Here is a 25,798-nt window from a genome sequence, read left to right as displayed (position 1 = left end):
GTGGTCGCGTGGCAGTCGTACGCCCGTAGACACCCGCAGTGGGCGCGCCCATGGGCGAGGTCCGAGAGGGCGTATTTGGCGAGAGTGATGCGCGGGGGCTGGCGCGCCCTTTCCGGTGGTGGCGAGCGGGAGACAGGGTCGGGACGCCTCCGGCGGGGATATTTGACGAAGAGAGAGAGCTGGGCGAGGTGAACACGCCGCAGGCGCGCCTGGCTCGGGCGGGAGGGAGCCGATGGGCGACCGATGGGCGGGAGTGCTCCGGTGAGAGAGGTTTCGGTCAGGCGGCCTGGCGGCGGGCGGCGTCCTCGGCCGGGTCGGGGTCGTCCGGCGGGTAGGCCGCGTCGTGACGCATCATCACGACGATCATCCAGCCCAGCATGACGCCGTTCAGGATGTGCCAGAAGATGTGGGTGCCGATCGGGAACACGTCGCAGAGCGCCTCGTCCACCGTGCGGGCCGTCAGCGACAGGGCGAGGATGCCCGAGCCGATCAGCAGGCCGCGCCCCGTCTCGGGCTTGCGGCCGAGCAGGAAGAGGCCGTAGGCCGCGATCAGCAGGAGGGTCGGCACGTAGCCTTCCGATCCGTTGAGCCCGCCGCTCGCGGTCTCGACCGCCGTGGCAACCGCTGCGGAATAGGGGAAGAACAGCACCACCGCCACTAAGCCCGCCCACCAGGGCAGGTTCAGCATCCGCACCGTGGCGAGCCACAGGTAGACCAGGATGTAGAGCATGATCGGGAACACGTCCGCCGCCGCGGCCCAGGCCGTCGCGAAGGTGTGGAACAGGAACGAGCCGATGCCGATCGCTGTCAGGATGATCATCAGGGTAGCGATCCCCCATTCCATCCGCCCCTCTCGCCGGGCGAGGCGCCAGACGAGGAGGGCTGCGATCAGGAAGGCCGCGTTGGTGACGGCATTCAGCGGCTCCGACCAGAAGGTGAAGTCGGTGCGTTCGCAATAGCCGTCGAATTGCTGGGTGAGGCCGTCCATCGGGTGCTTCCTGTTTCGCTTGCGCAGACGCTATGGGACGGGCATGCGAACCGCAACGTCACTCGATGTCCGGTAGGGCAGGGTCGGCATCGCATCGCACGAGCGGAAGAGGCTCTAGCGTGTCGATCCGGCGCAACGTGCCCGCTATCTCTCCCCGAGCGGCGGCGATGCAGGCGCATCCACGCCCATAGGAGGGGTGTGCGACCACGTCGCCGTTCCCGAGTTCCACGAAAGACGGCCGCCATTCCCCGGCGAAATCGAACGAGGTCTCGGGCAGGGCGTCGAAGCCGGGAACGCGCTCTCCGCCCTGCGTGGACAAGGTCCATGTGCCGTCGGCATCGACCAGCCAGTGATTGCCCGGCGTGGGGTTCACGTACCAGCCGCAGAACTGCTCGGCGCCGCTGAGCTGTGCCAGCATCAGGATCAGAGCGATCGTTGTTAGCATCGCATCTTGCCTTTCCGACGTTGTGCAGTCTCTGCCATTCGCTCTAGGGTCTGCGCAAGACCCTGATATGACAGGAGGCAGTCATGAGAATCACGTGGCTCGGCCATTCCGGTTTCCGGATCGAGATCGCGGACCAGGTGCTGCTGGTCGATCCCTGGCTGACGGGCAACCCGCTCTTTGCCGAGGCAGAGCGCGGTCGCGCGATCGAGGAGGCGACGCTGATCCTGCTCAGCCACGGGCACGGCGATCATGCCTCGGATGTGCTCGCGATCTCGCAGGAGCTAGGCATTCCCATCGCGGGCATCTTCGACCTGATGAGCTGGTGGGAGGAGACGGAGGACGTGCCCACCATCGGCTTCAACAAGGGCGGCACGATCCGGGTGGGCGAGGTGGCGATCACCATGGTGAACGCGGTCCACTCCTCCTCCGTCGCCACGCCGGACGGGCCGCTCTATGCGGGCGCGGAGTGCGGCTTCATGATCGCGGGGGAGGGCAAGACGATCTACTTCTCCGGCGACACGGACGTGATGGCCGACATGGAGGTGTTCGAGGCGCTGCATCAGCCGCAGATCGGCATCCTCGCGGCCGGGGGTCACTTCACCATGGACATGAAGCGGGCGGCGTTCGCGGCGAAGATGTTCTTCAACTTCGAGACGGTGATCCCCTGCCACTACCAGACCTTCGAGGTGTTGGAGCAGTCGGCGGAGGCGCTGAAGAAGGGCCTGCCCAACGTCAACGTCATCGAGCCCGAGGTGATGCGGCCGATCACGCTCTAGCCGCCGCCTTGCGGCCCGCGGGGCGATCTGCCACATCTTCGCGGAACGGCAGGGAGGCGGAGCATGGCACTGAGCACCGGCGAGCAGTTGCGCTACTGGGGAGTGGGCGCGGTCGCCTTCATCCTCTTCCTGTGGCTGGTGGGCGATACGCTGCTGCCCTTCCTGGTGGGCATGACCATCGCCTACTTCCTCGATCCCGTGGCGGACCGGCTGGAGGCGGTGGGCTTCTCCCGACTGTGGGCGACGGTGGTGATCACGGCAGGGCTGCTCTTTACCACGACGATGGTGCTGGTGCTGCTGATCCCGGTGGCCGTCGATCAGACGCAGGCGCTGATCGAGGTCGCACCCTCCTATGCCGAGACGCTGCGGGAAGGCCTCGCCGTCCGCTTCCCGGACCTGCTGGAGGAAGGCAGCGCGCTGCGCGATGCGATCAACACCACGACGCAGACGTTGCGCGACCGGATCCCGACGATCGCGAACCAGATCCTCGCCTCGGGCCTCGCGGTCTTCGACTTCTTCGTGCTGCTGGTGGTGGCGCCGGTCGTCGCCTTCTACATGCTGATGGACTGGGACCGGATGATCGCGAAGATCGACGGGTGGCTGCCGCGGGAGCATCGGCCGACGATCCGCCGCCTCGCGGGGCAGGTGGACGACGTGCTGGCGGGCTTCGTGCGCGGGCAGCTTACGGTCTGCCTGATCCTCGGCACGTTCTACGCCATCGCGCTGACGGTGATCGGCCTGCAGTTCGGGCTGATCATCGGGCTTTTTGCGGGGCTCATCTCCTTCATCCCCTTCGTGGGGTCGATCACCGGCGGGGCGCTGTCGGTGGGGGTGGCGCTCTTCCAGTTCTGGGGCGATCCGATCTGGATCGTGGTCGTGCTCGCCATCTTCATCGTCGGGCAGATGGTGGAGGGGAATGTCCTGACGCCGAAGCTCGTGGGTGAGTCCGTCAGCCTGCATCCCGTCTGGCTGATGTTCGCGCTCGCCGCCTTCGGCTCGCTGATGGGCTTCACGGGGCTGATGATCGCGGTGCCGATCGCGGCGGTGATCGGCGTGCTCGCCCGCTTCGGGCTGGAGCAGTACATGAAGGGCCGGCTCTATCGCGGCCCGGACGGGTCGTGAGCGCGGTCCAGCTGCCGCTGGCGCTGCCGGCGCGCACGGCGCTGGGGCGCGATGCCTTCTTCGTCTCCACCAGCAATGCCGCGGCGCTCGCCATGGTCGACGACTGGGCGAACTGGCCGGGCGGCAAGCTGGCGGTGACCGGGGGGGCGGGCTCGGGCAAGACCCATCTCGCCCATGTCTGGGCCGAGGCGACGGGCGCGCCGGTGATCGAGGCGGCGGCCCTGACCGAGGCGGAGGTGCCCGCGCTCGCCGCCGGAGGCTTCGCCGCGGTCGAGGGCGTCGATGCGCTGGCCGAGCTCGAGGATCCGCGCCCGCGGGAGGCGGCGCTCTTTCACCTGCACAACATGCTTGCGGCCACCGGCGGGCGGCTGCTGGTGACGGGGCAGGGCGCGCCGCTCACCTGGCGGCTGGCGACGGCGGATCTCGCCTCGCGGCTGCAATCCGCGGCGCATGTGGCGCTGGGCGCGCCGGACGACGCACTGCTGATGGCGGTGATCGTGAAGGTCGCGACCGACCGGCAGATGGAGATCGACCCCCGCCTGCCGGAGTTCCTGGCCCGCCGTCTCGACCGGTCGCTGTCCATGGTGGCGCGGACGGTCGAGACGCTGGACGCTGCGGCGCTGGCCCGCCGCCGCCGGATCACTGTGCCCTTCGCGCGCGAGGTGTTGGGGCTCTAGAGGCTCCCGCCCCCTCGGGACGCTGGCGCGCCCCTCGGCGTTGGGCCGGGCCGCGCCTCCGGCGCGGAAGGGGCGTATTTTGCGAAAGATGAAGGCCTCATCACTCTCGCCAAATACGCCCGCCGGAGGCGCTCCGTCAGCGCATCACCATCCCGCCGTCGACCACGTATTCCGAGCCGGTGACATAAGATGCGTCGTCCGAGAGCAGGAAGCAGGCGACCGCGGCGACCTCCGCGTCGGTGCCGAAGCGGCCGAGCGGGACCTGGGACTTGATCTGGCCGGCGAGCGCCTCGACCTGATCCTCGGGGATGCCCATGCCTTCGAAGAAATTGGTCTCGATCGGGCCTGGGGCGATGGCGTTGCAGCGCCGTCCGCTTTCGGAAAGGTCGCGGGCCCAGCTCCGTACCATGGCCGTCACCGCCCCCTTGGTGGCGGCGTAGACCGCGCCGGGGGCCTGGCCGAGATAGGGTGCGACCGAGGAGGTCACGAGGACCGAGGCGCCCTCGGCGAGGTGCGGTTTCAGATGCGCCATGTGCAGGACCGGGCCGCGCACGTTCACGTCGAACTGGGCGTCCACGAAATCGGCGGTCATGTCCTCGACGGGGCCGAACTTGCCGAAGCCCGCGTTCAGGAACAGGCCGTCGATCCGGCCCATGCTGTCGGCGACCTTTTCGGCCAGCTCCTTCGCCTCCTCCGGCGAGGCGGCGTCGTTCTTCAGCACGAGGGAGCCCGAGGGTAGGCTGCGCCCCGCCTCGTCGAGATGCGCCTGGCTGCGGCCGGTGACGCCGACCTCCCCGCCTTCCTCGACGATCCGCTTCGCGGTGGCGAGGCCGATGCCGCTGGTCCCGCCGGTGATGAGAATGCGCTTTCCGTCGAATCTGGCCATGGAGCCCTCCTGTCATTGCTGGCCGACGAGCTAGAGGGCGGAGGGGAAAGGAAAAGGGCGGGCGCCGGGCTGCAGGCGGCGACAGTTTATTGGCGGGATGGAGACGGTCGCGGACGATGCCTTCCGGGCGGTGCCGGGTCCGTCCGGACGCCGTCCTGGCCGACGCGCCGGGATCTTTCTGGCACCGCACTGGCGAGCGGCCCCGGGTCGAGCCCGGGGTGGTTCTGCCTGGAACCGTCCCGGCCGAAGCGCCGGGACCGTTCGCTTAAGGGTGAGCCGTGGGAGGTCGGTTGCGAGCTCCCGCGGATGTCGTGTGGACGGCCCCGGATCGGGTCCGGGGCGGTGGGACCGGGACGATCCCGTCACCCCGGACGGTGCGATGTCGCCGTTTACTTCGCGGCCCATTCCCACGGCCGGGCGAAGCGGCCGAGGACCTGGGTCACGGCGTCGTCGGTCACCGCGGCGTTCTCCGAGGCGAGCTGGGCCACGAGGCCGCGCTTCTTGTCCTCGACGACCTGGGCGACATGCGCCTCGATCCCGCCATCGCGCAGGGCCTTGTCGTAGATCCGGGTGATCGCGGCCTTGCGCAGGTCGGGCTTGAAGATCTTGCCTACGGCGGTCTTCGGGAGCTCGCCCATGATTTCCAGGTGCTTGGGGATCGCGGCCCGCTCGCCGATATGCTCCTCGGCATAGGCCATCAGCTCGCCCTCGGAGGTCGAGGCGCCCTCGACGAGCTCCACATAGGCCGCCGGAAGCTCGCCGGAATGCGCGTCGGGCTGGCCGATCGCGCCGACGAAGGCCACGTCCTTGTGGCCGGCCAGTGCCTCCTCGATGATCGCGGGGTCGATGTTGTGCCCGCCGCGAATGATGAGGTCCTTGGCCCGGCCCGTGATGAAGATGAAGCCGTCCGCGTCGATCCGGCCGAGGTCGCCGGTGCGCAGGTAGTCGCCCGCGAAGAGGCCGACATTTTTCGATGCCTCGGTATAGGTCGTGCCGACGCTGACACCAGGGTTGGAGACGCAGATCTCGCCGACCTCGTCGGTCCCGCACTCCTTCACCACGTTGCCCGCCTCGTCGCAGTGCAGGATCTTCACGTCCGTGTAAGGGAAGGGCAGGCCGACGGAGCCGATCTTGCGCTCGCCCGTCGCGGGGTTGCAGCTGACGAGGCAGGTCGCCTCGGTCATGCCGTAGCCCTCGAGGATGCGCACGCCCGTCGCCTCCTCGAAACGGCGGAAGAGCTCGACCGGCAGGGGGGCGGAGCCGCAGAGCGCGTAGGTGAGCGAGGAGACGTCGGCGTCCACCTTGCGCTGCATGAGGGCTGCGGCGGCGGTGGGCACGGTGACCATGAAGGTCGCGCGGTAGCGCTCCACCAACTTCCAGAAATTGTCGAACACGCCGTCGCCGCGATAGCCCTGCGGCGTGGGCATCACCATGTGCGCGCCCGACACAACTGCTGTCATCAGGATCGGATAGGCCGCGAAGACGTGGAAGAGCGGCATGGGCGCGAGCAGCACGTCCTTCTCGGAGAACAGGAGCTCGTTGGAGGCCCAGCCGTTGTAGATCATGCCGGAATGGCGGTGCTGGGCGATCTTCGGCATGCCGGTGGTGCCGCCGGTGTGGAAATAGGCGGCGACGCCGTCATCCGCCGGCTCCTCGAAATCGAGGGCGCCCGCGTTCATCTTCGCCATTTCGGCGTTGAAGTTCAGGACCTTCGCCTTGTGCCCGCCGGTCGCCTTCGGCCGGATCAGCTTGGCGATCCAGGACACGGGCGGCGTGAGGTAGCGGGTGAGGTCGACCTCGAGGATATGGGTGATGTTCGGCGCCTCGGCCGCGGCCTGGGCGGCGAGCTCGGCCACGTTCGTCTTCGGCATCGGCGCGAGGGTGACGAGGACCTTGGCCTTCGTGTCGCGCAGGATGGCGGCGATCTGGTGCGGCTCCAGCAGCGGGTTGACCGGGTTCACGATGCCCGCCGTCGCCCCGCCGAGCAGCGCGATGGCGGTCTCGTTGCAGTTGGGGAGCAGGTAGGCGACGACGTCGCTCTCGCCGACGCCGAGCTTGCGGAAGAGGTTGGCGGCCTGCGTGACCCTGGCGTGCACTTCGGACCAGCTCAGCGTCTCGGCCTTGTCCTTCGGACCGGACTTGATCTGGAAGCTCAGGCCGGGGCGGTCGCCATAAGCCTCCGCCGTCTGGCTGAGCTGCTCGTAGACCGTTTTCGCAGTCCAGCGCTGGCTGACCGGCATCGCTGTTTCAATGCTGATCTTGTCGGCGAGTGTCGCCATCTCCGTCATCGGGCCGTTCCCTCCGCTGTTTTTCCCGTCTTTGAGACGGATATCGTTGCGAAACCGACATTGCGCAGGGGGGACGGTGACACAAGGGGGACGCGGCGTCAAAACGCCGCGCTGGCTCAGCCGGGGCTGAGGATCCGGCCCAGGTGACAGAAGGCTTCCTCCACCTCCGGAGAGCCCAGGGGGTCCGCCGGATCGGCCTCGTCGATCCAGCCGTCGAGGGCGAGCGTGACGAGCCCGTGCACCGCCGCCCAGGCGAGCAGGCCGCGGCCGTCGGTCTCGTTCGCGGGCGTCACGGTATGGGGCGCGATGGTGCTGAGCGTCTCGAAGACGAGCTGGTCCATCGTCTCGCCGCCCGCGCGGTAGTCGGGGTCGTCCACGTCGATCAGCTCGCGCCGGCACATGGCGCGGAAACGGCCCGGATCCTCGCGCGCGAAAGTGATGTAGGCCCGCCCGATCGCTTCGAACTGCTTGTCGCCCGGCGGGGCGGCGGCCTGCATCTCGCGCACCTTGGCGACGAGCCCGGCCAGCGCCTCGGTCGCGAAGGCGGTGAAGAGCGCGCGCTTGTCCTTGAAGTGGCGAAAGGCGGCGGAGGGGGCGACGCCGACCCGTCGCGCCAGCGCCCGCAGGCTGACCGCGTCCACGCCGTCCTCGCGCACGACCACCGCCATCTCATCGAGCAGTGCGCGGCGCAGGTCGCCGTGGTGGTAGCTCGGGCGCTCTTCGGCAGGGCGGCGCGGGGGCGTTTCGATGTCCATGTGAACACTGATAACTTTTGGCTTGACCCAAGTCCAGATGTAATGCACCTTTACATTGTGATCAGCGTTCACTCTTTTGAGAAGGAACTCCTCCGATGTCCCGCCCCGCCGTGATCCGACCCGCATTCCTTCTGCCCCGGCCGCTTGGCGGGCTGGCGCTGGTGGAGGCGCTGTTTCGCCGCCCCGATACGCCCGCTCCTGACGGGTCTACGCGCGGGTGGGGCGAGCGGATTTCGTCCGCGGTGGCAAAGCTGCTGATGCGCGGGATCGCCGCGGGCTATTCCGCGAAGTCGGATCCGCCGCAGGGTCCGCAGGGCGGGCCGGTCATGCTGCACATCACCTTCCGCTACACCGACCTGCCGGAGCGGTTCCGGCGGGAGATGGACGAGGCGGCACCGTTCCTGTCCCACGTGCCGGGCCTGATCTCGAAGCTCTGGGCCGAGGACGGGGCCGGGCAGGCGGCGGGCAACTACCTCTTCGACTGCCGCCGCAACGCGCGGATGTATCTCGACGAGATCTTCGCGAGGGGGCCCGGTGCAGACCCGCGCATCCTCGACGTCTCGATCCGGATCCTAGACGTGCTCACGGGGCCGTCGCGGATGACGCGGGCTCTGCCTTGAGTGTGATTGTGGGATCTGTGGGTTAAGCTTGGGCACTCTAAAGCACCGTCCCGGCCGAAGCGCCGGGGCCGTTCCGTATTAAGGCGCTCTGTCGCCAAAGGCCCTGGATCATGTCCGGGGCGGTGGCACGCTGAGTGCCTGTCCCAATCAGTTGATAGAACACTCCACGCCTTACCGAGCAGGCGCGATGGCGGCGTCATTCATCGAACGCGCAACATGCTTGCTTGAGAGCGCGGACCCATCAATTCGGTCCCAATGCCCTCCAGGCCAGCTGCGGCCCTCTGCATTCCAACCCAAAGGTTAACGCCCAACCGGGGCACAGGTGTCATACGCCCTGTGCACCCATGTTATACGCAAATCATATCGCGATCCGGTTTCCATTTCATGGACAGTTAATCACTTTCCCTCCTGTTTGTTTTCTCATCTGAGCGGCTATCTTCCGGGGCAACGCAACCCATGACAGGAGCACAGCCATGACACCGGTCAACGGTCTCCACCACGTCACCGCCATCGCCGGTGGCGCCCAGAAAAACCTGACATTCTATAGGAATACGCTCGGCCAGCGCTTCGTGAAGAAGACGGTGAACTTCGACGATCCGGGCACCTATCACCTCTATTACGGTGACGAGGTCGGGAATGCCGGCACCATCATGACCTTCTTCCCCTGGGAGCATATGCGGCCCGGCCGGAAGGGCGCTGGCCAAGTCATTCTGACAAGCTTTTCCATCCCTTCCGGGTCTATGGATTTCTGGACGGACCGGCTCGGCGAACCGCTGCGGCAGGACGAGCTCTTCGGCGAGCGTCGCGCGGTTTTTGCCGACCCGGACGGCCTCGAATTCGCCCTTGTCGAGCAGGTAGATGATCCCAGAACCCCTTGGGAAACCGAGGAGATCTCCGCCGACGTCGCCATCCGCGGCTTCCGCGGCGTGACCCTCGGCCTGCGGGACGGCGCCTCGACCGCGCGCATCCTGACGGAGGTCTTCGGCTACAGCGAAGTCGGCACGGAGAACGGTGTAACCCGTCACACCACAACGCATTCGCCGACCGCGGAGACCATCGATCTGGAGGTCGATCCGCAAATGCCGGCAGGGCAGGAGGGTGCAGGCTCGGTCCACCATGTCGCCTTCTCCGTCCCCGACCGCGCCGCGCAGGACGCCGTTCGCCGTGCGCTTGTCGAGGCTGGACACCAGGTAACACCCCAGATCGACAGGGATTACTTCTACGCGATCTACACCCGCACGCCGGGGGGCGTCCTGTTCGAGGTGGCGACGGAGGAGCCGGGCTTCACTGCCGACGAGGCGAAGGAGGCGCTCGGCACCGGTCTCAAGCTGCCCACGCAGCACGAGCACCTGCGGTCGCGCATCGAAGAGGTTCTGCCGGAGATTTCATGATGTTGGACGGATATGTTCATCTGCACCGCGCGCCCTCGGAGGAGGGCGCGCCGACCCTCGTGCTCTTCCACGGCACCGGCGGGTCGAAGGAAGATATCGCGGGCCTCGGTCAGCACCTCGCTCCCAAGGCGGGCCTGCTGGCGATGGACGGCGACGTCTCCGAATTCGGCGCCCGCCGCTTCTTCCGCCGCACCGGCGAAGGGGTCTACGACATGGAGGATCTCGCGCTGCGCACCGCGGCGATGGGGCGGTTCCTCGACGGGGCGCTGGCGCAATACGCGGTGGAGCAGCCCATCGGGCTCGGCTATTCGAATGGGGCCAACATCTTGGCGAACCTCATGATTTCGGGGTGGGCCGGGGTGAAGCGGGCGGTGCTGATGCATCCGCTGATCCCGTTCGCGCCGGACTGGCCGGATCTCTCCGGTGTCTCGGTGCTGGTCACGGCAGGCGAGCGCGATCCGATCTGTCCGCCCGCGCTGACGCGGCAGCTCGTGGAGGGGCTGCGCGGCGCAGGGGCCGAGGTCGCGGAGCACTGGCATCCGGGCGGGCACGAGATCACGCAGGATGAAGTGGAGGCGGTGCGGGGCTGGCTTTAGGCTCGCGCGCCCCCCTCCCTAACCCTCCCCCCGGTGGGGGAGGGGATTTGGACGCGCTTCTGAAGTTCAGGCGGCGCGGATCCGGCCGATCATCTCGGCCGTGTCGCGGCTCAGTCCGTCGGTCGAGGCGATGCGTTCGAGCTCCGCCTCCATCAGGTCCTGGCGGGTGTCGTCGTAGCGCCGCCACGTCTCGAACACGCCGGAGAGGCGCGCGGCCGTCATCGGGTTGAGCTTGTCGAGGCGGATCAGCCAATCGGCGACGAAGCGGTAGCCTGCACCGTCCACCCGGTGGAAGCCCGCCGGGTTGCCGCCCGCGAACCCGCCGACCAGCGCGCGGAAGCGGTTCGGCGTCTTCCAGTTGAAATCGGGATGCTCGGTGAGCGCCGTCACGACCTCGACCGCGCGGTCGGGCGCGGCCTGTCCCGCCTGCACGGCGAACCACTTGTCCACCACGCCGGGCAAGTGTTGCCACTGGGCGTGGAATTCGGCGAGCGCCGCCTCACCCCGCCCCTCGCGCACCAGCAAAGCAAGGGCCGTGAGGCGGTCGGTCATGTTGGTGGCGTCGGCGAAGGGCGCCTCGGGCGCCGTGGGATCGAGCCGGGTCATCAGGCCGAGCATCCGGTTCGCAAGCTCCCGCTTGCCCGGCGCGTCGCCATCGGGGGAGTAGGGGCCGGGCGTCGCCATCGCGGCGCGCAGCTCGGCGGCGCGCGGTCCCAGCGCTTCGGCGAGCTTTCGGTCGAGCCCGATGCGATCGGCGCGGACCGCGTCGGGATCGACCGAGCGGCCGGTCTCGGCGATCTGGCGGGCGATCTCATCCTCGGAGGGCAAGCCGAGCGCCAGCGCGCGGAAGGTCGGGTCGAGCGTCTCGTCCATCGCCACCGCGATCGTCCCGTCGAGCCAGTCCTGCGGATCGGCCCCCTGCACCAACGTGTCGAGGGCGAGCGAGCGGCCCGCCTCCCACCGATTGAACGGGTCGGTGTCGCGGGCGAGGCGGGCCGCGCGGTCGCCCGGCGCGCCCTCATGCATCAGGATCACGGGGGCGGAGAAGCCGCGGAGGAGGGAGGGCACCGGCCGCTCCGGCACCTCGACAATCAGGCTGTCCTGGGCCTTGTCCAGCACGAAGGTGCCCGCGGCAACCTCGCCCTGGGCGCCTAGCAGGCCCCAGCGGATCGGGATCGGCACCGGCGCCTTCTCGGGCTGGCCGGGCGTCGGTGGCGTCTCCTGCCGGAAGGTGAGGGTGAAGCGGCCGTCCTCGAACTGCTCCGCGACGTGGACGCGAGGTGTGCCCGCCTGCTCGTACCAGCGCTTGAACTGCGTGAGGTCGTGGCCGGTCGCATCCTCGAAGACCTTCAGCCAGTCCTCGATCGTCGCCGCCTCGCCATCGTGTCGCTCGAAATAGAGGTCGAGGGCCTTGGCGTAGCCTTCGGCCCCGACGATCTCGCGCAGCATGCGGATGAGCTCCGCGCCCTTCTCGTAGACCGTGGCGGTGTAGAAGTTGTTGATCTCGATGTATTCCGCGGGGCGCACGGGATGCGCCAGCGGACCGGCATCCTCCCGGAACTGGGCGGCGCGCAGGCGCAGCACGTCGTCGATGCGCTTGACCGGTTCGGAGCGCATGTCGGCCGAGAACTGCTGGTCGCGAAAGACCGTCAGCCCCTCCTTCAAGGAGAGCTGGAACCAGTCGCGGCAGGTGATGCGGTTGCCGGTCCAGTTGTGGAAGTACTCGTGCGCGATGACGCTCTCGATCCCCTCGAAATCGCCGTCGGTCGCCGTCTCCGGGCTCGCCAGCACGTATTTCGAGTTGAAGATGTTGAGGCCCTTGTTCTCCATCGCGCCGGCGTTGAAATCGTCGACCGCGACGATCTGGAAGAGGTCGAGGTCGTACTCGCGGCCATAGACCTCCTCGTCCCACTTCATTGACCGTTTGAGACTATCCATCGCGTAGGCGCAGCGGTCCTGATCGCCGTCGCGGACCCAGATGCGGAGGTCGACATCACGGCCGGAGCGGGTGGTGAAGCTGTCCTCGACGCTGCGCAGATCGCCCGCGACCAGCGCGAAGAGGTAGGAGGGTTTGGGCCAGGGATCGTGCCACTCTGCCCAGCCCTCGCCAGAGCCCGCGGGGTTGCCGTTCGAGAGCATCACCGGCTCGGCCCCCTCGATCCGCACGGTGTAGACCGCCATCACGTCGGGCCGGTCTGGGAAGTAGGTGATGCGGCGGAAGCCCTCGGCCTCGCATTGCGTGCAGTACATGCCGTTCGACATGTAGAGCCCTTCGAGCGCGGTGTTGGCCTGCGGGTTGATCCGGGTCTCGGCCACCCAGGTGAAGGGGCCATCCGGCAACTGCTCCTCCAGCACCGTCAGGCCGCATTCGTGCAGGTCGGGCCGGATCGCCTCGCCGTTGATCGAGGCCGAGAGGAGGCGCAGCGCCTGCCCGTCGAGATGCAGGTCGCCGCCCGCGCCCGGCACGAAGCGGATCTCCGACCGCACGACCGTAGCCTCGGGATCGAGGCGGAAGGTGAGGTGCACCGTCTCCACCAGCCAGGCGGGCGGGGTGTAGTCCTGAAGGCGGGTGGGCACGGGGGTGTCGGTGCGCATGGCCGGACTCCTTTTCCTTCTCATGTGACCCATCCCGGCGGCGGCGTCACGGTGGCTTCCGTTCAAATCTTCTGTTTCCACTCTGTGGGAGTGTATCTCATCAGGCTTGCGGCGAGCTGTCTGCGCGTTACCTCTGCGCTCAACACCGATTTTGGGAGGACCGCATGACGGATCGGATCGAGGTCGCGGGGCTGCAGGTTGCCCGCGAGATGCACGGCTTCATAGAGGAGCGGGCGCTGCCGGGCACAGGCGTGGCGAGTGCCGCGTTCTGGCAGGGGCTGTCCGACCTGATCCACGACAAGGGTCCGCGCAATCGCGAGCTCCTGGCGATCCGCGAGGACATGCAGGCCAAGCTCGACGCCTGGCATCGGGAGCGTCGCGGCCAGCCCCATGATGCGGAGGCCTACACCGCCTTTCTGCACGAGATCGGCTACCTCGTGCCCGAGGGCGACGCCTTCGAGGTCGAGACCAAGGGCGTGGATCCGGAGATCGCCTCGACCCCCGGTCCGCAGCTCGTCGTGCCGGTGATGAACGGGCGCTATGCGTTGAACGCGGCCAATGCGCGCTGGGGTAGCCTCTATGACGCGCTCTACGGCACCGATGCGCTCGGCGATCTGCCGCAGGGCAAGGGCTACGACCCGGCGCGCGGGGCGCGGGTGATCGACTGGGCGAAGGGGTTCCTCGACGAGGCCGCACCGCTCTTTTCCGGTTCGCACCGGGACGCGGTGGGCTACCGGATCACCGATGGCGGGCTGGAGGCGGAGGTCCTGAACGGCGCCGACTGGCGCGCCGCCGACGCGACGAGGAAGGCGAAGGACGAGCAGCCTTCGGGCGAGACGCCTGAGGTCGTCCACACGATCGCGCTCGCCGATCCGACGCAGCTCGTCGGCTGGCGGGGGGAGCGTGATGCGCCCACCGCCATCCTGTTGAAGAACAACGGCCTGCACATCGAGATCGTCATCGACCGTGACAGCGAGATCGGTGGCTCCGACAAGGCGGGCGTCGCCGATATCCACCTTGAGGCCGCCGTCTCCACCATCATGGACTGCGAGGACTCCATCGCCGCCGTCGATGCGGAGGACAAGGTGCTCGCTTGGGGCAACTGGCTCGGCCTGATGAAGGGCGACCTGGTCGAGGAGGTGACGAAGGGCGGCACCACCTTCCAGCGCAAGCTCAACCCGGACCGGACCTACACGATGCCGAACGGCGAGGTCACGGTGAAGGGCCGCTCGCTGATGCTGGTGCGCAATGTCGGCCACCTGATGACCAACCCCGCGGTGCTCGACCGCGACGGGAACGAGGCGCCGGAGGGGATGCTGGATGCCTTCGCCACGGTGCTCTGCGCCATGCACGATCTGAAGCGCGACAGCGGCAACTCCGTCACCGGCTCGGTCTACGTGGTGAAGCCGAAGATGCACGGGCCCGACGAGGTCGCCTTCGCCGACGAGATCTTCACCCATGTGGAGGAGATGTTGGGCCTGCCGCGCTACACCGTGAAGCTCGGCATCATGGATGAGGAGCGGCGCACCTCCGCCAACCTCAAGGAATGCATCCGTGCGGCGAAGCATCGGGTCGCCTTCATCAACACCGGCTTCCTCGACCGGACCGGCGACGAGATGCACACCTCGATGGAAGCCGGGCCGATGATCCGCAAGGGCGACATGAAGGGCACCGCCTGGATCAAGTCCTACGAGGATCGAAACGTCGATATCGGGCTCGCTTGCGGGCTTAAAGGGATCGCGCAGATCGGTAAGGGGATGTGGGCGATGCCCGACCTCATGCACGACATGCTGGAGCAGAAGATCGGCCATCTGGAGCAGGGCGCCACCTGCGCCTGGGTGCCCTCGCCGACCGCCGCCACGCTGCACGCCACGCACTACCACAAGCTCAACGTCCTCGACCGGCAGGAGGAGATCCGGGCCGGAGGGCCGCGCGGCACGCTGGAGGGTCTACTGACAATCCCCGTCGCCGACCGCCCGAACTGGTCGGATGAGGAGGTGCGCGCGGAGCTCGAGAACAACGCGCAGGGCATCCTCGGCTACGTGGTGCGCTGGGTCGATCAGGGTGTCGGCTGCTCCAAGGTGCCGGACATCAATGATGTCGGCCTGATGGAGGACCGCGCGACCTGCCGCATCTCCTCCCAGCACATGGCGAACTGGCTGCACCACGGCGTCGTCTCGAAGGACCAGGTGGAGGAGGTCATGCAGCGCATGGCCGCCAAGGTCGACGAGCAGAACGCGGGCGATCCGGCCTACCGCCCCATGGCGCCGGGCTTCGACACGGTGGCCTACAAGGCGGCGGAGGACCTCGTCTACGAAGGGACCGAGCAGCCCTCCGGCTACACCGAACCCGTGCTGCACCGCCGCCGGTTGGAGCTGAAGGCGGCGGAGTAGCACTCCGCCGTCCCGGCCGAAGCGCCGGGACCTCTCGCAACATGCACCGTCCCGGCCCCCGCGCCGGGACCGCCCGCTTCAGATGCTCCGGACCCCGCTCCGGCGCCGCATTCCAGAAGGTCCCGGATCACGTCCGGGACGGTTCCGACAAGGATCAACGATGACCGAGATCACCCACCAGCAAGCCGAGATCATCCTGCGCGAGACCCTCGCCAAGGGCCGCGAGATGGGGCTGAAGCCCCTCTCTGTCGTGGTGCTCGACGCAGGCGGCCACCCCAAGGCGTTCCTGCGAGAGGACGGCGCCTCCCCAGGGCGGTTCGAGATCGCTCGGGGCAAGGCCTACGGCGCAGTGATGCTCGGCATGGGCGGGCGGGCGCAGATGGCCCGCGCCGAGGCGCAGGCCTATTTCATGGCGGCCGTGAACGGCGCCTACGGCGGCAAGGTGATCCCGGTGCCCGGCGGCCTGCTGGTCAAGGATGGCGACACGGTGATCGGCGCCGTGGGCGTGACCGGCGACACCTCCGACAACGATGCCGAAGCCGGTATCGCCGGGATCGAGGCGGCGGGCCTTACGCCCGAGCCCTGATACAGGCCGAGATCTCGTCGAGCAGGCGCAGGCGCTTGCGGCGCATCTCGGTCATGTGCGCGTCATCGGTCGGCTCGCAATCGGTCTCCGCCCGGTGCACGGCGCGGTTGAGCTCGTGATAGGACTCAGTCAGCCCCGCGAAATGCGCATCCGTGCCATTGAGGTCCCGGATGAGTGCGGTCTTGTCCGGAAACAGCTCGCTCAGCTCGTTGGGGACGTGGGACATGGGTTGCTCCTTTCGTGATCCTACCGCACCGTCGCGCGCAGGGCCGGGGCCTGCCTTGCGCCATGTCAAATCCGGGGGAGAAATGCCGCCATGCCACGCCGCTTCGTGAGCCAGGGCTCGGACTTCGAGAAGACCATCGGCTATTCGCGCGCCGTGCGCGACGGGCGCTGGGTCTTCGTCGCGGGCACGACCGGTTTCGACTACGCCACCATGACGATCAGTGCCGATCCCGCGGCGCAGGCCGAGCAGGCGCTTGCCAACATCGCCGCCGCTTTGAAAGAGGCGGGCGCCATGATGGAGGACGTCGTGCGCGTCACCTACATCCTGCCCGACCCGGCCGATTTCGAGCCCTGCTGGCCCGCCCTGCGCAAGTGGCTGGGCGCGGCGAAACCGGCCGCCACCATGATCTCCGCCCGGCTCTATGACCCGCGCATGAAGATCGAGATCGAGGTGACGGCCCTGATCCGCGAGGACTGATCCCGCGCCCTTCATCTTTCTTCAAATACGCATGTTGTACCGGTTGCGGTCTGCGTATTTGGGGAAAGATGAAAGCGATAAGGCGATGTATCGGTGACAATCCGTTGCGTCCCGCCATCTCGACGGCGCGGACATCGGTGGCTATCTTGCTCGCCAGCGTGAGGAGAGAGCATGGCCCGCCCCGTCATCGGCATCATCGGCAACCATCATCTGATCAACGACGAGTATCCCGCACAGGCCGTGGGCGTCATGAACGTCTCCGTCGTGGCGGAGGTCTGCGACGCGGTGCCGGTGGTGCTGCCGGCGAACCCGGCGCATGTGTCGGTCGAGGATGCGCTGTCGGTCTGCAACGGCTTCATCCTGCCCGGTGGGCGGCCCAACGTGCACCCCGAGGAGTACGGGCACGAGGAGACGGAGGCGCATGGTGCCTTCGACCGCGACCGTGATCGTCTCGTCCTGCCGCTGATCCGTGAGGCTGTGGCGCGCGGCGTGCCGGTGCTCGGTCTCTGCCGCGGTTTCCAGGAGATGGCGGTGGCCTTCGGCTCGACGCTCCATCCCGAGATCCGCGATCTGCCCGGCCGCATGAACCACCGCATGCCGCCCGACGGCACGCTGGAGGAGAAGTTCGAGCTGCGCCACTGGGTGACGCTGAACCCCGGCGGGCGGTTCGCGCGGCTCTTCGGCGCGGACGAGGTCTTCACCAACACGCTCCACGGCCAGGGGATCGAAGAGGCAGGCGCCCGCGTCGTCGTCGATGGCCGCGCGCCCGATGGGACGGCGGAGGCGATCTATATCGAGGGCGCGCCGGGCTTCGCCATGGGTGTGCAGTGGCATCCGGAGTGGAACGCCGCGGCCGATCCGGTCTCCCGCCCGCTCTTCGAGGCTTTCGGACGGGCGGCCGCCGGTCTGCGCCGCGCCGCCTGATCCGGAGCCTTCCCCATGACCAAGACGACCCGGCGCCGCCGGGCGAAACGGCCGGAGCCGCCGCCGGCGCTCTGGCTTCTGGCGCCGCTGCTGCTCGCCCTGCCGCTGATCGGGGTGCTCGTCGTACCGCTGTCCCCGGCGGAGGCGGAGATGTGGCAGCGCGCGGTGACCCTGCGCCCCGGTCCCGCCCCGCTGGCGGACGGGGTGGCGGCGCTGTCGCTTCGGGTCTTCGGTGACACGCTTCTTGCGCTGAGGGTACCGGGCGTCGCGGCACTGGCGTTGCTGCTCCTGATCCTGTGGGACGATGCGCGGCGCTGGCGGCTCGCGGTGCTGGCCAGCGCGCCGCTGCTTGTTTGGGGCGCGCTGGCGGAGCCTATGGCTCTGGCGGCGGCGGTGCCGCTCGCCGTGATGGCAAGGCTGGCCGATGGGGCGCTGGCGGAGAAGGTGACGAAGAAGGCCCCGATGCGCGCCGGACCGTGGGTGTTGGCCGGGGCGGCCGGCAGCGTCGCGGCGCTGCTGGATCCGGCCGGCGTGGTGGCGCTTGCGGTAATCCTATTGGCTCTCGGTGCCGGACCGCGACCGCGCGGCGCAGTGTTCGCGGCGGCTGGAGCGGTGCCGCTCCTGTTGGCGCTGGCTTTGTGGTGGGCGGCAACGGATCCTCCCGCCGTGCCTCCGATGCCACTTTCCGCGGTTGCACTCGCGTTACTCGGATTGGGGCCGCTCGTGCTTTGGGCACTCTGGCCCGTGGACGGCGCGTGGCGCGCGCGGGCCGCGCTCCTGCTCATCGGGATCACGGTTGCTGCCGCGCTGCTCGGGCGCGGCACGATGCTGTTCCCGATGCTCGCGTTGGTCCTGCTGGTCCCCGTGGCCGCGGCGCGGATCGAGACGGTGCGGGCGGCGTGGGCGGCTGCAATGACTCCAGTTTTCGCCATTGGTCTTATCGGCGTGTCGGGTCTCTACGCGCTCTACGGCGCGGGTCTGCCAGCGGCGGCCGATCCGTTCGCGTCGGATCGGATGCGCCCGGCCTTCTGCAGCGAGATCCTGCTGGCATTGGAGGAGGAGGGCGCGGTGGCGCTCGCCGCCCAGCAGACCGAGCCGCTGCGTCCGTGCCTCTGGCAGGGAAACCTCGCGGAGACGCCGATCCTTGCACCGACTGTGGGAGCGCTCGCGACGGCGCCAGGCCCGGTGCTGCTCGTCGCCTTCTGGCCCGATGACGGCGCGGCCCTCGCACGGCGCCTTGGTGGGGCCGAGCGGATCGGGGAGCGGGCGGTTCCGGGCCATCTCGACGTGGAGCAGCGCTTCACCCTCTGGCGGATCGAGCAGCCCTGAACCCGCGTGACCCCGCGCCCGCGGGCGGCTAGGGTCCGGGGCGATGACTGGAATGGTGTCATATGGCCGCCTGCGCCCGGCGCTCCTCGTGGGCCTGGCCGCGATCATTGTCGCAGGTGCGGTATTCTGGGGCGGGGAGCGCTACTTCCTTGGCCAGCTCGGCGCGCGCGCCGCGAATGCGGTCGAGCTGCACCGGGAGAACCTCAACGGCTGGCTCGGACGGTTCCGCGCGCTGCCCTCGGTCTTTGCCCGCCATCCGCAACTGCTCGCCACGCTGGAGAGCCCCGGCGATGTTGAGGAGGCGGAGCGGGCCGCGGCCCTTCTGGAGAACTGGACCGCCTCGACCGGCGCGCAGCAGAGCTACCTCGTCGATCGGTCGGGCCGGGTCGTCGCGGCCTCCGACTGGACGGAGCTCGACAGCACGATCGGGCGCACCATGATCGGCCGTCCCCATTTCCGGGAGGCGATGGAGGGTCGCCTAGGCCGCTGGTTCGAGGTCGATCAGCAGACGCGCAGCCGCGGCTATCACTTCGCCTTTCCGGTCCGGCAGGGCACGACCGTGGCGGGCGCCATCGTGGTCATCGCCGATGTGGCGGGGATCGAGGAGGAGCTGCGGCTCAGCCCCAACGAGGTCTTCGTCGCCGATGCCGATGGTGTCGTCGTGCTGTCCGGCCACCCGGAGCTGCGGCTCACGCGGATCGGCGGCCCGGCGCGGGGGCTGGCGCAGACGCCGGTCTCGGGCCTCTCGGACCTCGCGCCGCCGCGGGGCGAGCTGGTGGTGGGGCGACCCGACCGGTCCGACCGCACGGAGCAGGAGTTCCTGCACCTCACCCGCTCCGTCGCCACGGAAGGCTGGACGCTGCACATGCTGGTGCCGACGGCGGCGGCGCATGCGCAGGCCTTCCTCGCCGTCATCGTCTCGGGGCTGGTGGCTGCGGTTGTTACGCTCGCGGGCCAGCTCGTTGTCGCGCGCCGCCGCCTGCTGATCGACCGGCTCGTGGCGCGGGAGCGGGAGGGGCGGCTGCTGGAACAGAAGGTGGCGACTCGCACCGCGGCGCTCAGTGCCGCCAACGACCGGCTGGCGCAGGAGGTGCGGGAGCGGGCGGCGGCGGAGGACGAGCTGCGGCAGGCGCAGGCGGACCTCGTGCAGGCGGGCAAGCTCGCCGTGCTCGGCCAGATGTCCACCGCCCTCAGCCATGAATTCAACCAGCCGCTCACCGCGATCCGCTCCTATGCCGAGAACGCGGATGCCTTCGTCGAGCAGGGGCGGGAGGATCGCGCGCGCGAGAACCTCGCCCGGATCATGCGGCTGACGGCGCGGATGGCGCAGCTCTCCCGCCGCCTGTCGAACTTCGCCCGCAAGCCGGCGGAGGGGATGGAGGACGTGGTGCTCGCCAGCGTCTTCGAGGAGGCGCTGGAACTGATGGACGCCCGCCTCGCCCGCGCCGACGTGGTGCCTGAGGTGGTGGGGCTGACGCCGGAGTTGACGGTGCGCGCGGGCGCGATCCGGCTGCAGCATGTCCTGATGAACCTCATCGGCAACGCGCTCGACGCCACGGAGGGGCGGGTGGATGCCGCGATCCGGATCGGGGTCGAGCCTAGCGAGAGCACAGTGCGCATCACGGTCGAGGACAACGGCCCCGGCGTGCCCGAGGAGCTCCGCGAGCGCATCTTCGATCCATTCTTCACCACCAAGGATGTGGGCCGCGGCGTAGGGCTGGGCCTGTCGATCTCCTACAATATCGTGCGCGATTTCAATGGCCGCATCGAGGCCGAAGCGGTCGAGGGGCGCGGCGCGCGCCTCGTCGTCACGCTCGGCCGCGGCGCCCCCGCCCGCTCGGCGCTGGAGGCGGCGGAGTGAGGCCATCGCGACCCCCTGCCATCGGAGTGCCCTCATGACCGATATCCGCGTCGTCCTGCTCGACGACGAAGCCGATGTGCGCACGGCGATCGCGCAGAGCCTGGAGCTGAAGGGCTATGACGTCGTGACCTGTGCCACGCCGACCCGCGCGCTCGACCTGATCGCGCCGGACTTTCCGGGCATCTTGGTCAGCGACATCAAGATGCCGCGCATGGATGGCCTCACCTTCCTCGGGCAGGTGCGCGACATGGATGCGGAGCTGCCGGTGATCCTGATCACGGGGCATGGCGACGTTCCGCTCGCGGTGCAGGCGATGCAGGCGGGGGCGCAGGACTTCATCGAGAAGCCGTTCGAGACGGCGCGGCTGACGGAGGCGGTGGCCCGCGCCGTCACCGTGCGGCGGCTCGCGCTGGAGAACCGGGCGCTGCGCGCCGAGCTCGAGAGCCGCGACCGGGTGGAATCGACGCTGGTCGGCCGGGCTCCAGTCATGGTCGAGCTGCGTCACCGGCTGCGCACCATCGCGGCGAGCCCGGCGGACGTCCTGCTGCGCGGCGAGACGGGCACGGGCAAGGAACTCGCCGCGCGCGCCATCCACTTCCTGTCGGACCGCGCCGACAAGCCTTTCGTTGCGATCAACATGGCCGCGCTGCCGGAAACGCTGATCGAGAGCGAGCTCTTCGGGCACGAGGCGGGCGCCTTTCCCGGAGCGCACCGCGCGCGCTACGGCAAGTTCGAGCATGCGCGGGGCGGCACCGTTTTCCTCGACGAGATCGACGCGCTGTCGCTGCCGCTGCAGGCGAAGCTGCTGCGGGTGATCGAGGAGCGCTCGGTGACGCGCCTCGGTTCCCACGAAAGCGTGCCGCTCGATGTCCGGTTCGTCGCCTCGTCCAAGGCGGATCTGGAGGCGCGGGTGGAGGCGGGATCTTTCCGCAAGGATCTCTACTACCGCCTCGCCGTCGTCGCCCTCGACATGCCGCCACTCGCTGCACGGATGGAGGACGTGCCGCGCCTGTTCCAGCACCTCGTCAACCAGGCGGCCCTGCGCCACCGTCGGGCGGCCCCGGCGGTGGAGCCGGAGCTGCTCAAGGACCTCGCCGCGCGGGACTGGCCGGGCAATGTGCGCGAGCTGCGCAACGCCGCGGACCGGTTCGTGCTGGGGCTCGACGTCTTCTCCCGCGACGTGCCGGATCACGCGGCCACGCTGCCCGAACGCATGGAACGCTTTGAAAAGGCTGCGATTGCTGCCGAGCTCGCAGCGCAAGCGGGCAACATGAAGGCGACCTACGAGGCGCTCGGCATCTCGCGCAAGACGCTCTACGAGAAGATGCAGCGCCACGGGCTGGAGCGAGAGCAGATCGCCCCCGCAACCGCTGATCGTCCCGATGTGTAACCAAATCCCCCCACGGTTTTGTCACCGGATGGGTAAACTTGGTAACATCCGCGTGCATCCCACCACTTTTTTGCCGCAATCCCCTTGACGCTTCGTTGACCCGGACAGGGTCCGCGCGCTCCGATCCGATCAGTTGCTTCAGACACCTGAAGTGGCGCGAGGGGGCGCGGCGAACCGCCGTGCGCACAACACTGACCGGGAGGAAACCATGAAGTTCCTGACCACTGCCGCGGTCATCGCGGCGACCACCATGACCGCACTGCCCGCACTGGCCGATTGCGACGACGGCGAGATCGTCATCAAGTTCAGCCACGTCACCAACACCGACCGCCACCCCAAGGGGATCGCCGCGTCGCTGCTCGCCGAGCGCGTGAACGCCGAAATGGACGGCACCGCCTGCATGGAGGTCTACCCGTCCTCCCAGCTCTACAACGACGATCAGGTGCTGGAGGCGATGCTGCAGGGCGACGTCCAGATGGCGGCACCCTCGCTGTCGAAGTTCGAGCAGTTCACCCGCGTCTTCCGCATCTTCGACCTGCCGTTCATGTTCGAGAACATCGAGGCCGTGGACGCCTTCCAGGCCTCCGAGACCGGCCAGGAGATGATGCAGAGCATGACGCGCCGCGGCCTTCTGGGCCTCGCCTACTGGCATAACGGCATGAAGCAGATGTCGGCCAACGTGCCGCTGATCGAGCCGACGGATGCCGCCGGTCTCAAGTTCCGCGTGCAGGCCTCCGACGTGCTGGTCGCGCAGATGGAAGCGATGGGTGCGAGCCCGCAGCCGATGGCCTTCTCCGAGGTCTACGGCGCGCTGCAGACCGGCGTCGTCGACGGGCAGGAGAACACGTGGTCCAACATCTACGGCCAGAAGTTCTTCGAAGTGCAGGACGGCATCACCGAGACCAACCACGGCATCATCGACTACCTCGTCGTGACCTCCGACGAGTGGTGGCAGGGCCTGGAGCCCGAGGTGCGCGACCAGCTCGCCACGATCCTCGCCGAGGTGACGGAGACGCGGAACGCCGAGTCGTTCACCGTGAACCAGGAGAACCGCCAGGCGATCCTCGACGCGGGTGGGACCATCCGCGAGCTGACGCCGGAGCAGCGCCAGGCCTGGGTCGACGCGATGCGCCCGGTCTGGGACGAGTTCGTCGACGATGTGGGGCAGGAGAACATCGACGCCGCCCAGGCGATCAACGCCTCGATGTAAGCCGGACCCCGGCGGACGATCGGGCGGCCTCTTTCGCGGGCCGCCCGCACCCATAACACCACCCGTGGAGGATCGGCCATGAGCACGGCCACGCGACACGCCGCGCAGGGAAGCGCGTTCACCCGCTTCGTCAGCGCCTTCGAGGAGAACATGATCGCGCTCCTGCTCGCGCTCATGACCGCCATCACCTTCGCCAACGTGGTGCTGCGCTACGGCTTCGGCACCGGGCTTCTCTGGGGGCTGGAGGTCACGACCTATCTCTTCGCCTGGCTGGTGCTCTTCGGCATGAGCTACGCGGTGAAGATCACGGCGCATCTGGGCGTGGACGCGATCACCGCGCGGCTGCCCTCGCGCCCGCGCCGGATCATGGCGCTGGTGGCTGCTGCCGTGTGCCTCGCCTACGCCGCGCTCCTGATGAAGGGGGCGTGGGACTACTGGGCGCCCTTCGCCAATCTCGACCAGACCACGGGACGCTGGTTCCCCACGGGCTTCAACGAGAACACGCGCGAGAACGGCTGGTACGAGACGCAATATGTGCCGATGCTGGAATCGCTGCGCTTCATCGAGGCTTGGCTGCTGATCGAGGGCGATCCACCGTTCGAGAAGCTGCCTCGCGTCATTCCCTATTTCATCCTGCCCTTCGGCTGCGCGCTGCTGCTGTTCCGCCTGATCCAGGCGACGGCGCGGATCGTGCGCGGCACGCAGGACAGCCTGATCGTGAGCCATGAGGCCGAGGAGGCGGTGGAAGACGCCGCCAACACCCTCGCGAAAGAGGAGCGTCGCTGATGGAAGTCGCCGTCCTGTTCATCTGCGTCGTCGCCCTGCTGCTGATCGGCGTGCCGATCGCCATCGCACTCGGCTTTTCGTCGATCCTGTTCCTGCTGGTGCTCAGCGACACGTCGCTCGCCTCCATCGCGCAGTCGCTGTTCCAGGCGATGGCGGGGCACTACACGCTGCTGGCGATCCCGTTCTTCATCCTCGCGTCATCCTTCATGTCGACGGGCGGGGTGGCGCGGCGGATCATCCGGTTCTCCATCGCCTGCGTGGGGCACCTGCGCGGCGGGCTCGCCATCGCGGGGGTCTTCGCCTGCATGATCTTCGCCGCCCTCTCAGGCTCTTCACCCGCCACGGTGGTCGCCATCGGGACCATCGTGATCGCGGCGATGCGCAAGGTGGGCTACACCAAGGAGTTCGCGGCGGGCGTCATCTGTAACGCGGGCACGCTCGGCATCCTGATCCCGCCCTCGATCGTGATGGTGGTCTATGCCTCCGCCACCGACGTGTCGGTGGGCCGCATGTTCCTCGCCGGCGTGATCCCTGGCCTGCTCGCCGGGCTAATGCTGATGATCGCGATCTACGTCATGGCCCGCATCCGCGACATGCCCAAGGGCGAGTGGCAGGGCTGGGGTGAGATCTGGGCGAGCTTCAAGGACGCGTTCTGGGGGCTGATGCTGATCGCCATCATCATGATCGGGATCTACGGCATTCCGGGCATCACGGGCGCGATCTTCACCCCGACGGAAGCGGCGGCCGTCGCCTCGGTCTACGCCTTCATCGTGGCGTGCTTCGTCTATCGCGACATGGGCCCGCTGAAGCCGCAGCCGGAGGCGCGGAGCCTCTCGGCGGCGGCCGTCGACGTGCTCGACGCACCCACGGGGCGGCCCCGGCCGTTCCTGTCCGCCCCCTGGACGCTGGTCACGGCACTGGTGCACCGGGACACGCGCGCGGTGCTCTTCGACGCAGGCAAGCTGACGGTCACGCTGATGTTCATCATCGCCAACGCGCTGATCCTGAAGCACGTGCTGACCGACGAGCAGATCCCGCAGCACATTGCGAACTCGATGCTGGAGCTGGGCCTCGGCCCCGTGACGTTCCTCATCATGGTCAACGTGATCCTGCTGATCGGCGGCCAGTTCATGGAGCCGTCGGGCCTCCTGATCATCGTTGCCCCGCTGGTCTTCCCGATCGCCATCGCGTTGGGCATCGACCCGATCCACCTCGGCATCATCATGGTGGTGAACATGGAGATCGGGATGATCACGCCGCCCGTCGGGCTGAACCTCTTCGTGACCTCCGGGGTGGCGCGGATGCCGATGATGGGCGTGGTGAAGGCGGCGCTGCCGTTCCTCGGCGTGCTCTTCATCTTCCTGATCATGGTGACCTATATCCCGGCGCTCTCGACCTTCCTGCCAACGCTGGTGATGGGACCGGAGATCGTCTCGCAATAAGACCGGGCCCGGGTGGAACGACACCGCCCGGGCCG

General features: G+C 68.4%; 23 protein-coding genes. 16 read left to right on the top strand and 7 right to left on the bottom strand.

Features of this window, described 5'->3' with window-relative positions; translation table 11 throughout:
* Positions 1–277: 277 nt before the first annotated feature.
* Together I0K15_RS01910 and I0K15_RS01905 are read right to left on the bottom strand one after the other, a co-directional pair.
* On the bottom strand, positions 278–988 hold the full coding sequence (locus I0K15_RS01910) for a ceramidase domain-containing protein (RefSeq protein ID WP_196103770.1): 711 nt from the start codon (positions 986–988) through the stop codon (positions 278–280).
* 58 nt (positions 989–1,046) lie between these two features.
* Complete coding sequence (locus tag I0K15_RS01905; protein WP_196103769.1) at positions 1,047–1,433, bottom strand: DUF4087 domain-containing protein; 387 nt, start codon at positions 1,431–1,433, stop codon at positions 1,047–1,049.
* A gap of 83 nt (positions 1,434–1,516) precedes the next feature.
* Between I0K15_RS01905 and I0K15_RS01900 the strand changes: the two genes are divergently transcribed.
* The 3 genes from I0K15_RS01900 (at position 1,517) to I0K15_RS01890 (ending at position 4,008) form a co-directional block, all read left to right on the top strand.
* Positions 1,517–2,209, top strand: coding sequence for a metal-dependent hydrolase (locus tag I0K15_RS01900; RefSeq protein WP_196103768.1), 693 nt, complete (start codon positions 1,517–1,519; stop codon positions 2,207–2,209).
* Positions 2,210–2,272: 63 nt separating this feature from the next.
* Positions 2,273–3,331, top strand: a complete 1,059-nt coding sequence (locus I0K15_RS01895; RefSeq protein ID WP_196103767.1) for an AI-2E family transporter — start codon at positions 2,273–2,275, stop codon at positions 3,329–3,331.
* A complete protein-coding gene (locus I0K15_RS01890) occupies positions 3,328–4,008 on the top strand; it encodes an HdaA/DnaA family protein (RefSeq protein ID WP_230374239.1) in 681 nt (226 codons plus the stop codon). Before I0K15_RS01895 ends, I0K15_RS01890 begins: the two co-directional genes overlap by 4 nt.
* Before the next feature lie 136 nt (positions 4,009–4,144).
* Here the strand turns inward: I0K15_RS01890 and I0K15_RS01885 are convergent, their stop codons facing one another.
* From I0K15_RS01885 to I0K15_RS01875, 3 genes are all read right to left on the bottom strand, one after another.
* Entirely contained in the window at positions 4,145–4,894 is a 750-nt protein-coding gene (locus I0K15_RS01885; protein WP_196103766.1) for an SDR family oxidoreductase, read from the bottom strand.
* Positions 4,895–5,283: 389 nt separating this feature from the next.
* Positions 5,284–7,182: an acyl-CoA synthetase gene (locus I0K15_RS01880; protein WP_196103765.1), complete on the bottom strand. Its 1,899-nt coding sequence runs from the start codon at positions 7,180–7,182 to the stop codon at positions 5,284–5,286.
* A gap of 116 nt (positions 7,183–7,298) precedes the next feature.
* On the bottom strand, positions 7,299–7,937 hold the full coding sequence (locus I0K15_RS01875; RefSeq protein WP_196103764.1) for a TetR/AcrR family transcriptional regulator: 639 nt from the start codon (positions 7,935–7,937) through the stop codon (positions 7,299–7,301).
* A gap of 110 nt (positions 7,938–8,047) precedes the next feature.
* Here I0K15_RS01875 and I0K15_RS01870 point away from each other — a divergent pair, with 110 nt between their 5' ends.
* The 3 genes from I0K15_RS01870 (at position 8,048) to I0K15_RS01860 (ending at position 10,544) form a co-directional block, all read left to right on the top strand.
* Positions 8,048–8,557: a YdhR family protein gene (locus I0K15_RS01870; RefSeq protein WP_196103763.1), complete on the top strand. Its 510-nt coding sequence runs from the start codon at positions 8,048–8,050 to the stop codon at positions 8,555–8,557.
* A 473-nt stretch (positions 8,558–9,030) separates the two neighbouring features.
* Positions 9,031–9,948, top strand: a complete 918-nt coding sequence (locus I0K15_RS01865; protein WP_196103762.1) for a ring-cleaving dioxygenase — start codon at positions 9,031–9,033, stop codon at positions 9,946–9,948.
* Positions 9,948–10,544 carry an alpha/beta hydrolase gene (locus I0K15_RS01860; RefSeq protein WP_230374238.1) on the top strand — a complete coding sequence of 199 codons (597 nt, stop codon included), beginning with the start codon at positions 9,948–9,950 and terminating at the stop codon, positions 10,542–10,544. The genes I0K15_RS01865 and I0K15_RS01860 overlap by 1 nt, the downstream gene beginning before the upstream one ends.
* 66 nt (positions 10,545–10,610) lie before the next feature.
* On the opposite strand, the gene pepN is transcribed toward I0K15_RS01860, so the two are convergent.
* Positions 10,611–13,139 (bottom strand): aminopeptidase N, encoded by a 2,529-nt coding sequence (pepN, locus tag I0K15_RS01855; RefSeq protein WP_196103760.1) that lies wholly within the window; start codon positions 13,137–13,139, stop codon positions 10,611–10,613.
* 164 nt (positions 13,140–13,303) lie between these two features.
* Between pepN and I0K15_RS01850 the strand changes: the two genes are divergently transcribed.
* Together I0K15_RS01850 and I0K15_RS01845 are read left to right on the top strand one after the other, a co-directional pair.
* A complete protein-coding gene (locus I0K15_RS01850) occupies positions 13,304–15,532 on the top strand; it encodes a malate synthase G (RefSeq protein WP_196103759.1) in 2,229 nt (742 codons plus the stop codon).
* 160 nt (positions 15,533–15,692) lie between these two features.
* On the top strand, positions 15,693–16,118 hold the full coding sequence (locus tag I0K15_RS01845) for a GlcG/HbpS family heme-binding protein (protein ID WP_196103758.1): 426 nt from the start codon (positions 15,693–15,695) through the stop codon (positions 16,116–16,118).
* On the opposite strand, the gene I0K15_RS01840 is transcribed toward I0K15_RS01845, so the two are convergent.
* A complete protein-coding gene (locus I0K15_RS01840; RefSeq protein WP_196103757.1) occupies positions 16,102–16,344 on the bottom strand; it encodes an HP1242/YdcH family protein in 243 nt (80 codons plus the stop codon). The two genes, I0K15_RS01845 and I0K15_RS01840, sit on opposite strands and share 17 nt — an antisense overlap.
* 90 nt (positions 16,345–16,434) lie before the next feature.
* On the opposite strand from I0K15_RS01840, the gene I0K15_RS01835 reads away from it, so the two are divergent.
* From I0K15_RS01835 to I0K15_RS01800, 8 genes are all read left to right on the top strand, one after another.
* Positions 16,435–16,821: a RidA family protein gene (locus I0K15_RS01835; RefSeq protein WP_196103756.1), complete on the top strand. Its 387-nt coding sequence runs from the start codon at positions 16,435–16,437 to the stop codon at positions 16,819–16,821.
* A 171-nt stretch (positions 16,822–16,992) separates the two neighbouring features.
* Complete coding sequence (locus I0K15_RS01830) at positions 16,993–17,745, top strand: gamma-glutamyl-gamma-aminobutyrate hydrolase family protein (protein ID WP_196103755.1); 753 nt, start codon at positions 16,993–16,995, stop codon at positions 17,743–17,745.
* A 15-nt stretch (positions 17,746–17,760) separates the two neighbouring features.
* Positions 17,761–19,074 carry a hypothetical protein gene (locus I0K15_RS01825; RefSeq protein ID WP_196103754.1) on the top strand — a complete coding sequence of 438 codons (1,314 nt, stop codon included), beginning with the start codon at positions 17,761–17,763 and terminating at the stop codon, positions 19,072–19,074.
* Positions 19,075–19,117: 43 nt separating this feature from the next.
* Positions 19,118–20,935, top strand: coding sequence for a sensor histidine kinase (locus tag I0K15_RS01820; protein WP_196103753.1), 1,818 nt, complete (start codon positions 19,118–19,120; stop codon positions 20,933–20,935).
* 34 nt (positions 20,936–20,969) lie between these two features.
* Positions 20,970–22,325, top strand: coding sequence for a sigma-54-dependent transcriptional regulator (locus I0K15_RS01815; protein ID WP_196103752.1), 1,356 nt, complete (start codon positions 20,970–20,972; stop codon positions 22,323–22,325).
* Between the two features lie 208 nt (positions 22,326–22,533).
* Positions 22,534–23,535 carry a DctP family TRAP transporter solute-binding subunit gene (locus tag I0K15_RS01810; protein ID WP_196103751.1) on the top strand — a complete coding sequence of 334 codons (1,002 nt, stop codon included), beginning with the start codon at positions 22,534–22,536 and terminating at the stop codon, positions 23,533–23,535.
* Between the two features lie 78 nt (positions 23,536–23,613).
* Positions 23,614–24,321, top strand: coding sequence for a TRAP transporter small permease (locus I0K15_RS01805; protein ID WP_196103750.1), 708 nt, complete (start codon positions 23,614–23,616; stop codon positions 24,319–24,321).
* The gene (locus tag I0K15_RS01800) at positions 24,321–25,763 is read left to right on the top strand and encodes a TRAP transporter large permease (RefSeq protein ID WP_196103749.1); all 1,443 of its coding nucleotides are present in this window, start codon (positions 24,321–24,323) and stop codon (positions 25,761–25,763) included. The genes I0K15_RS01805 and I0K15_RS01800 overlap by 1 nt, the downstream gene beginning before the upstream one ends.
* Positions 25,764–25,798: the final 35 nt, after the last annotated feature.

It is taken from the genome of Pontivivens ytuae, assembly GCF_015679265.1.
Classification (GTDB): Bacteria; Pseudomonadota; Alphaproteobacteria; order Rhodobacterales; family Rhodobacteraceae; genus Pontivivens; species Pontivivens ytuae.
Note: the sequence above shows the minus strand (reverse complement) of the source record. Positions and strands in the feature narration are given on the sequence as shown.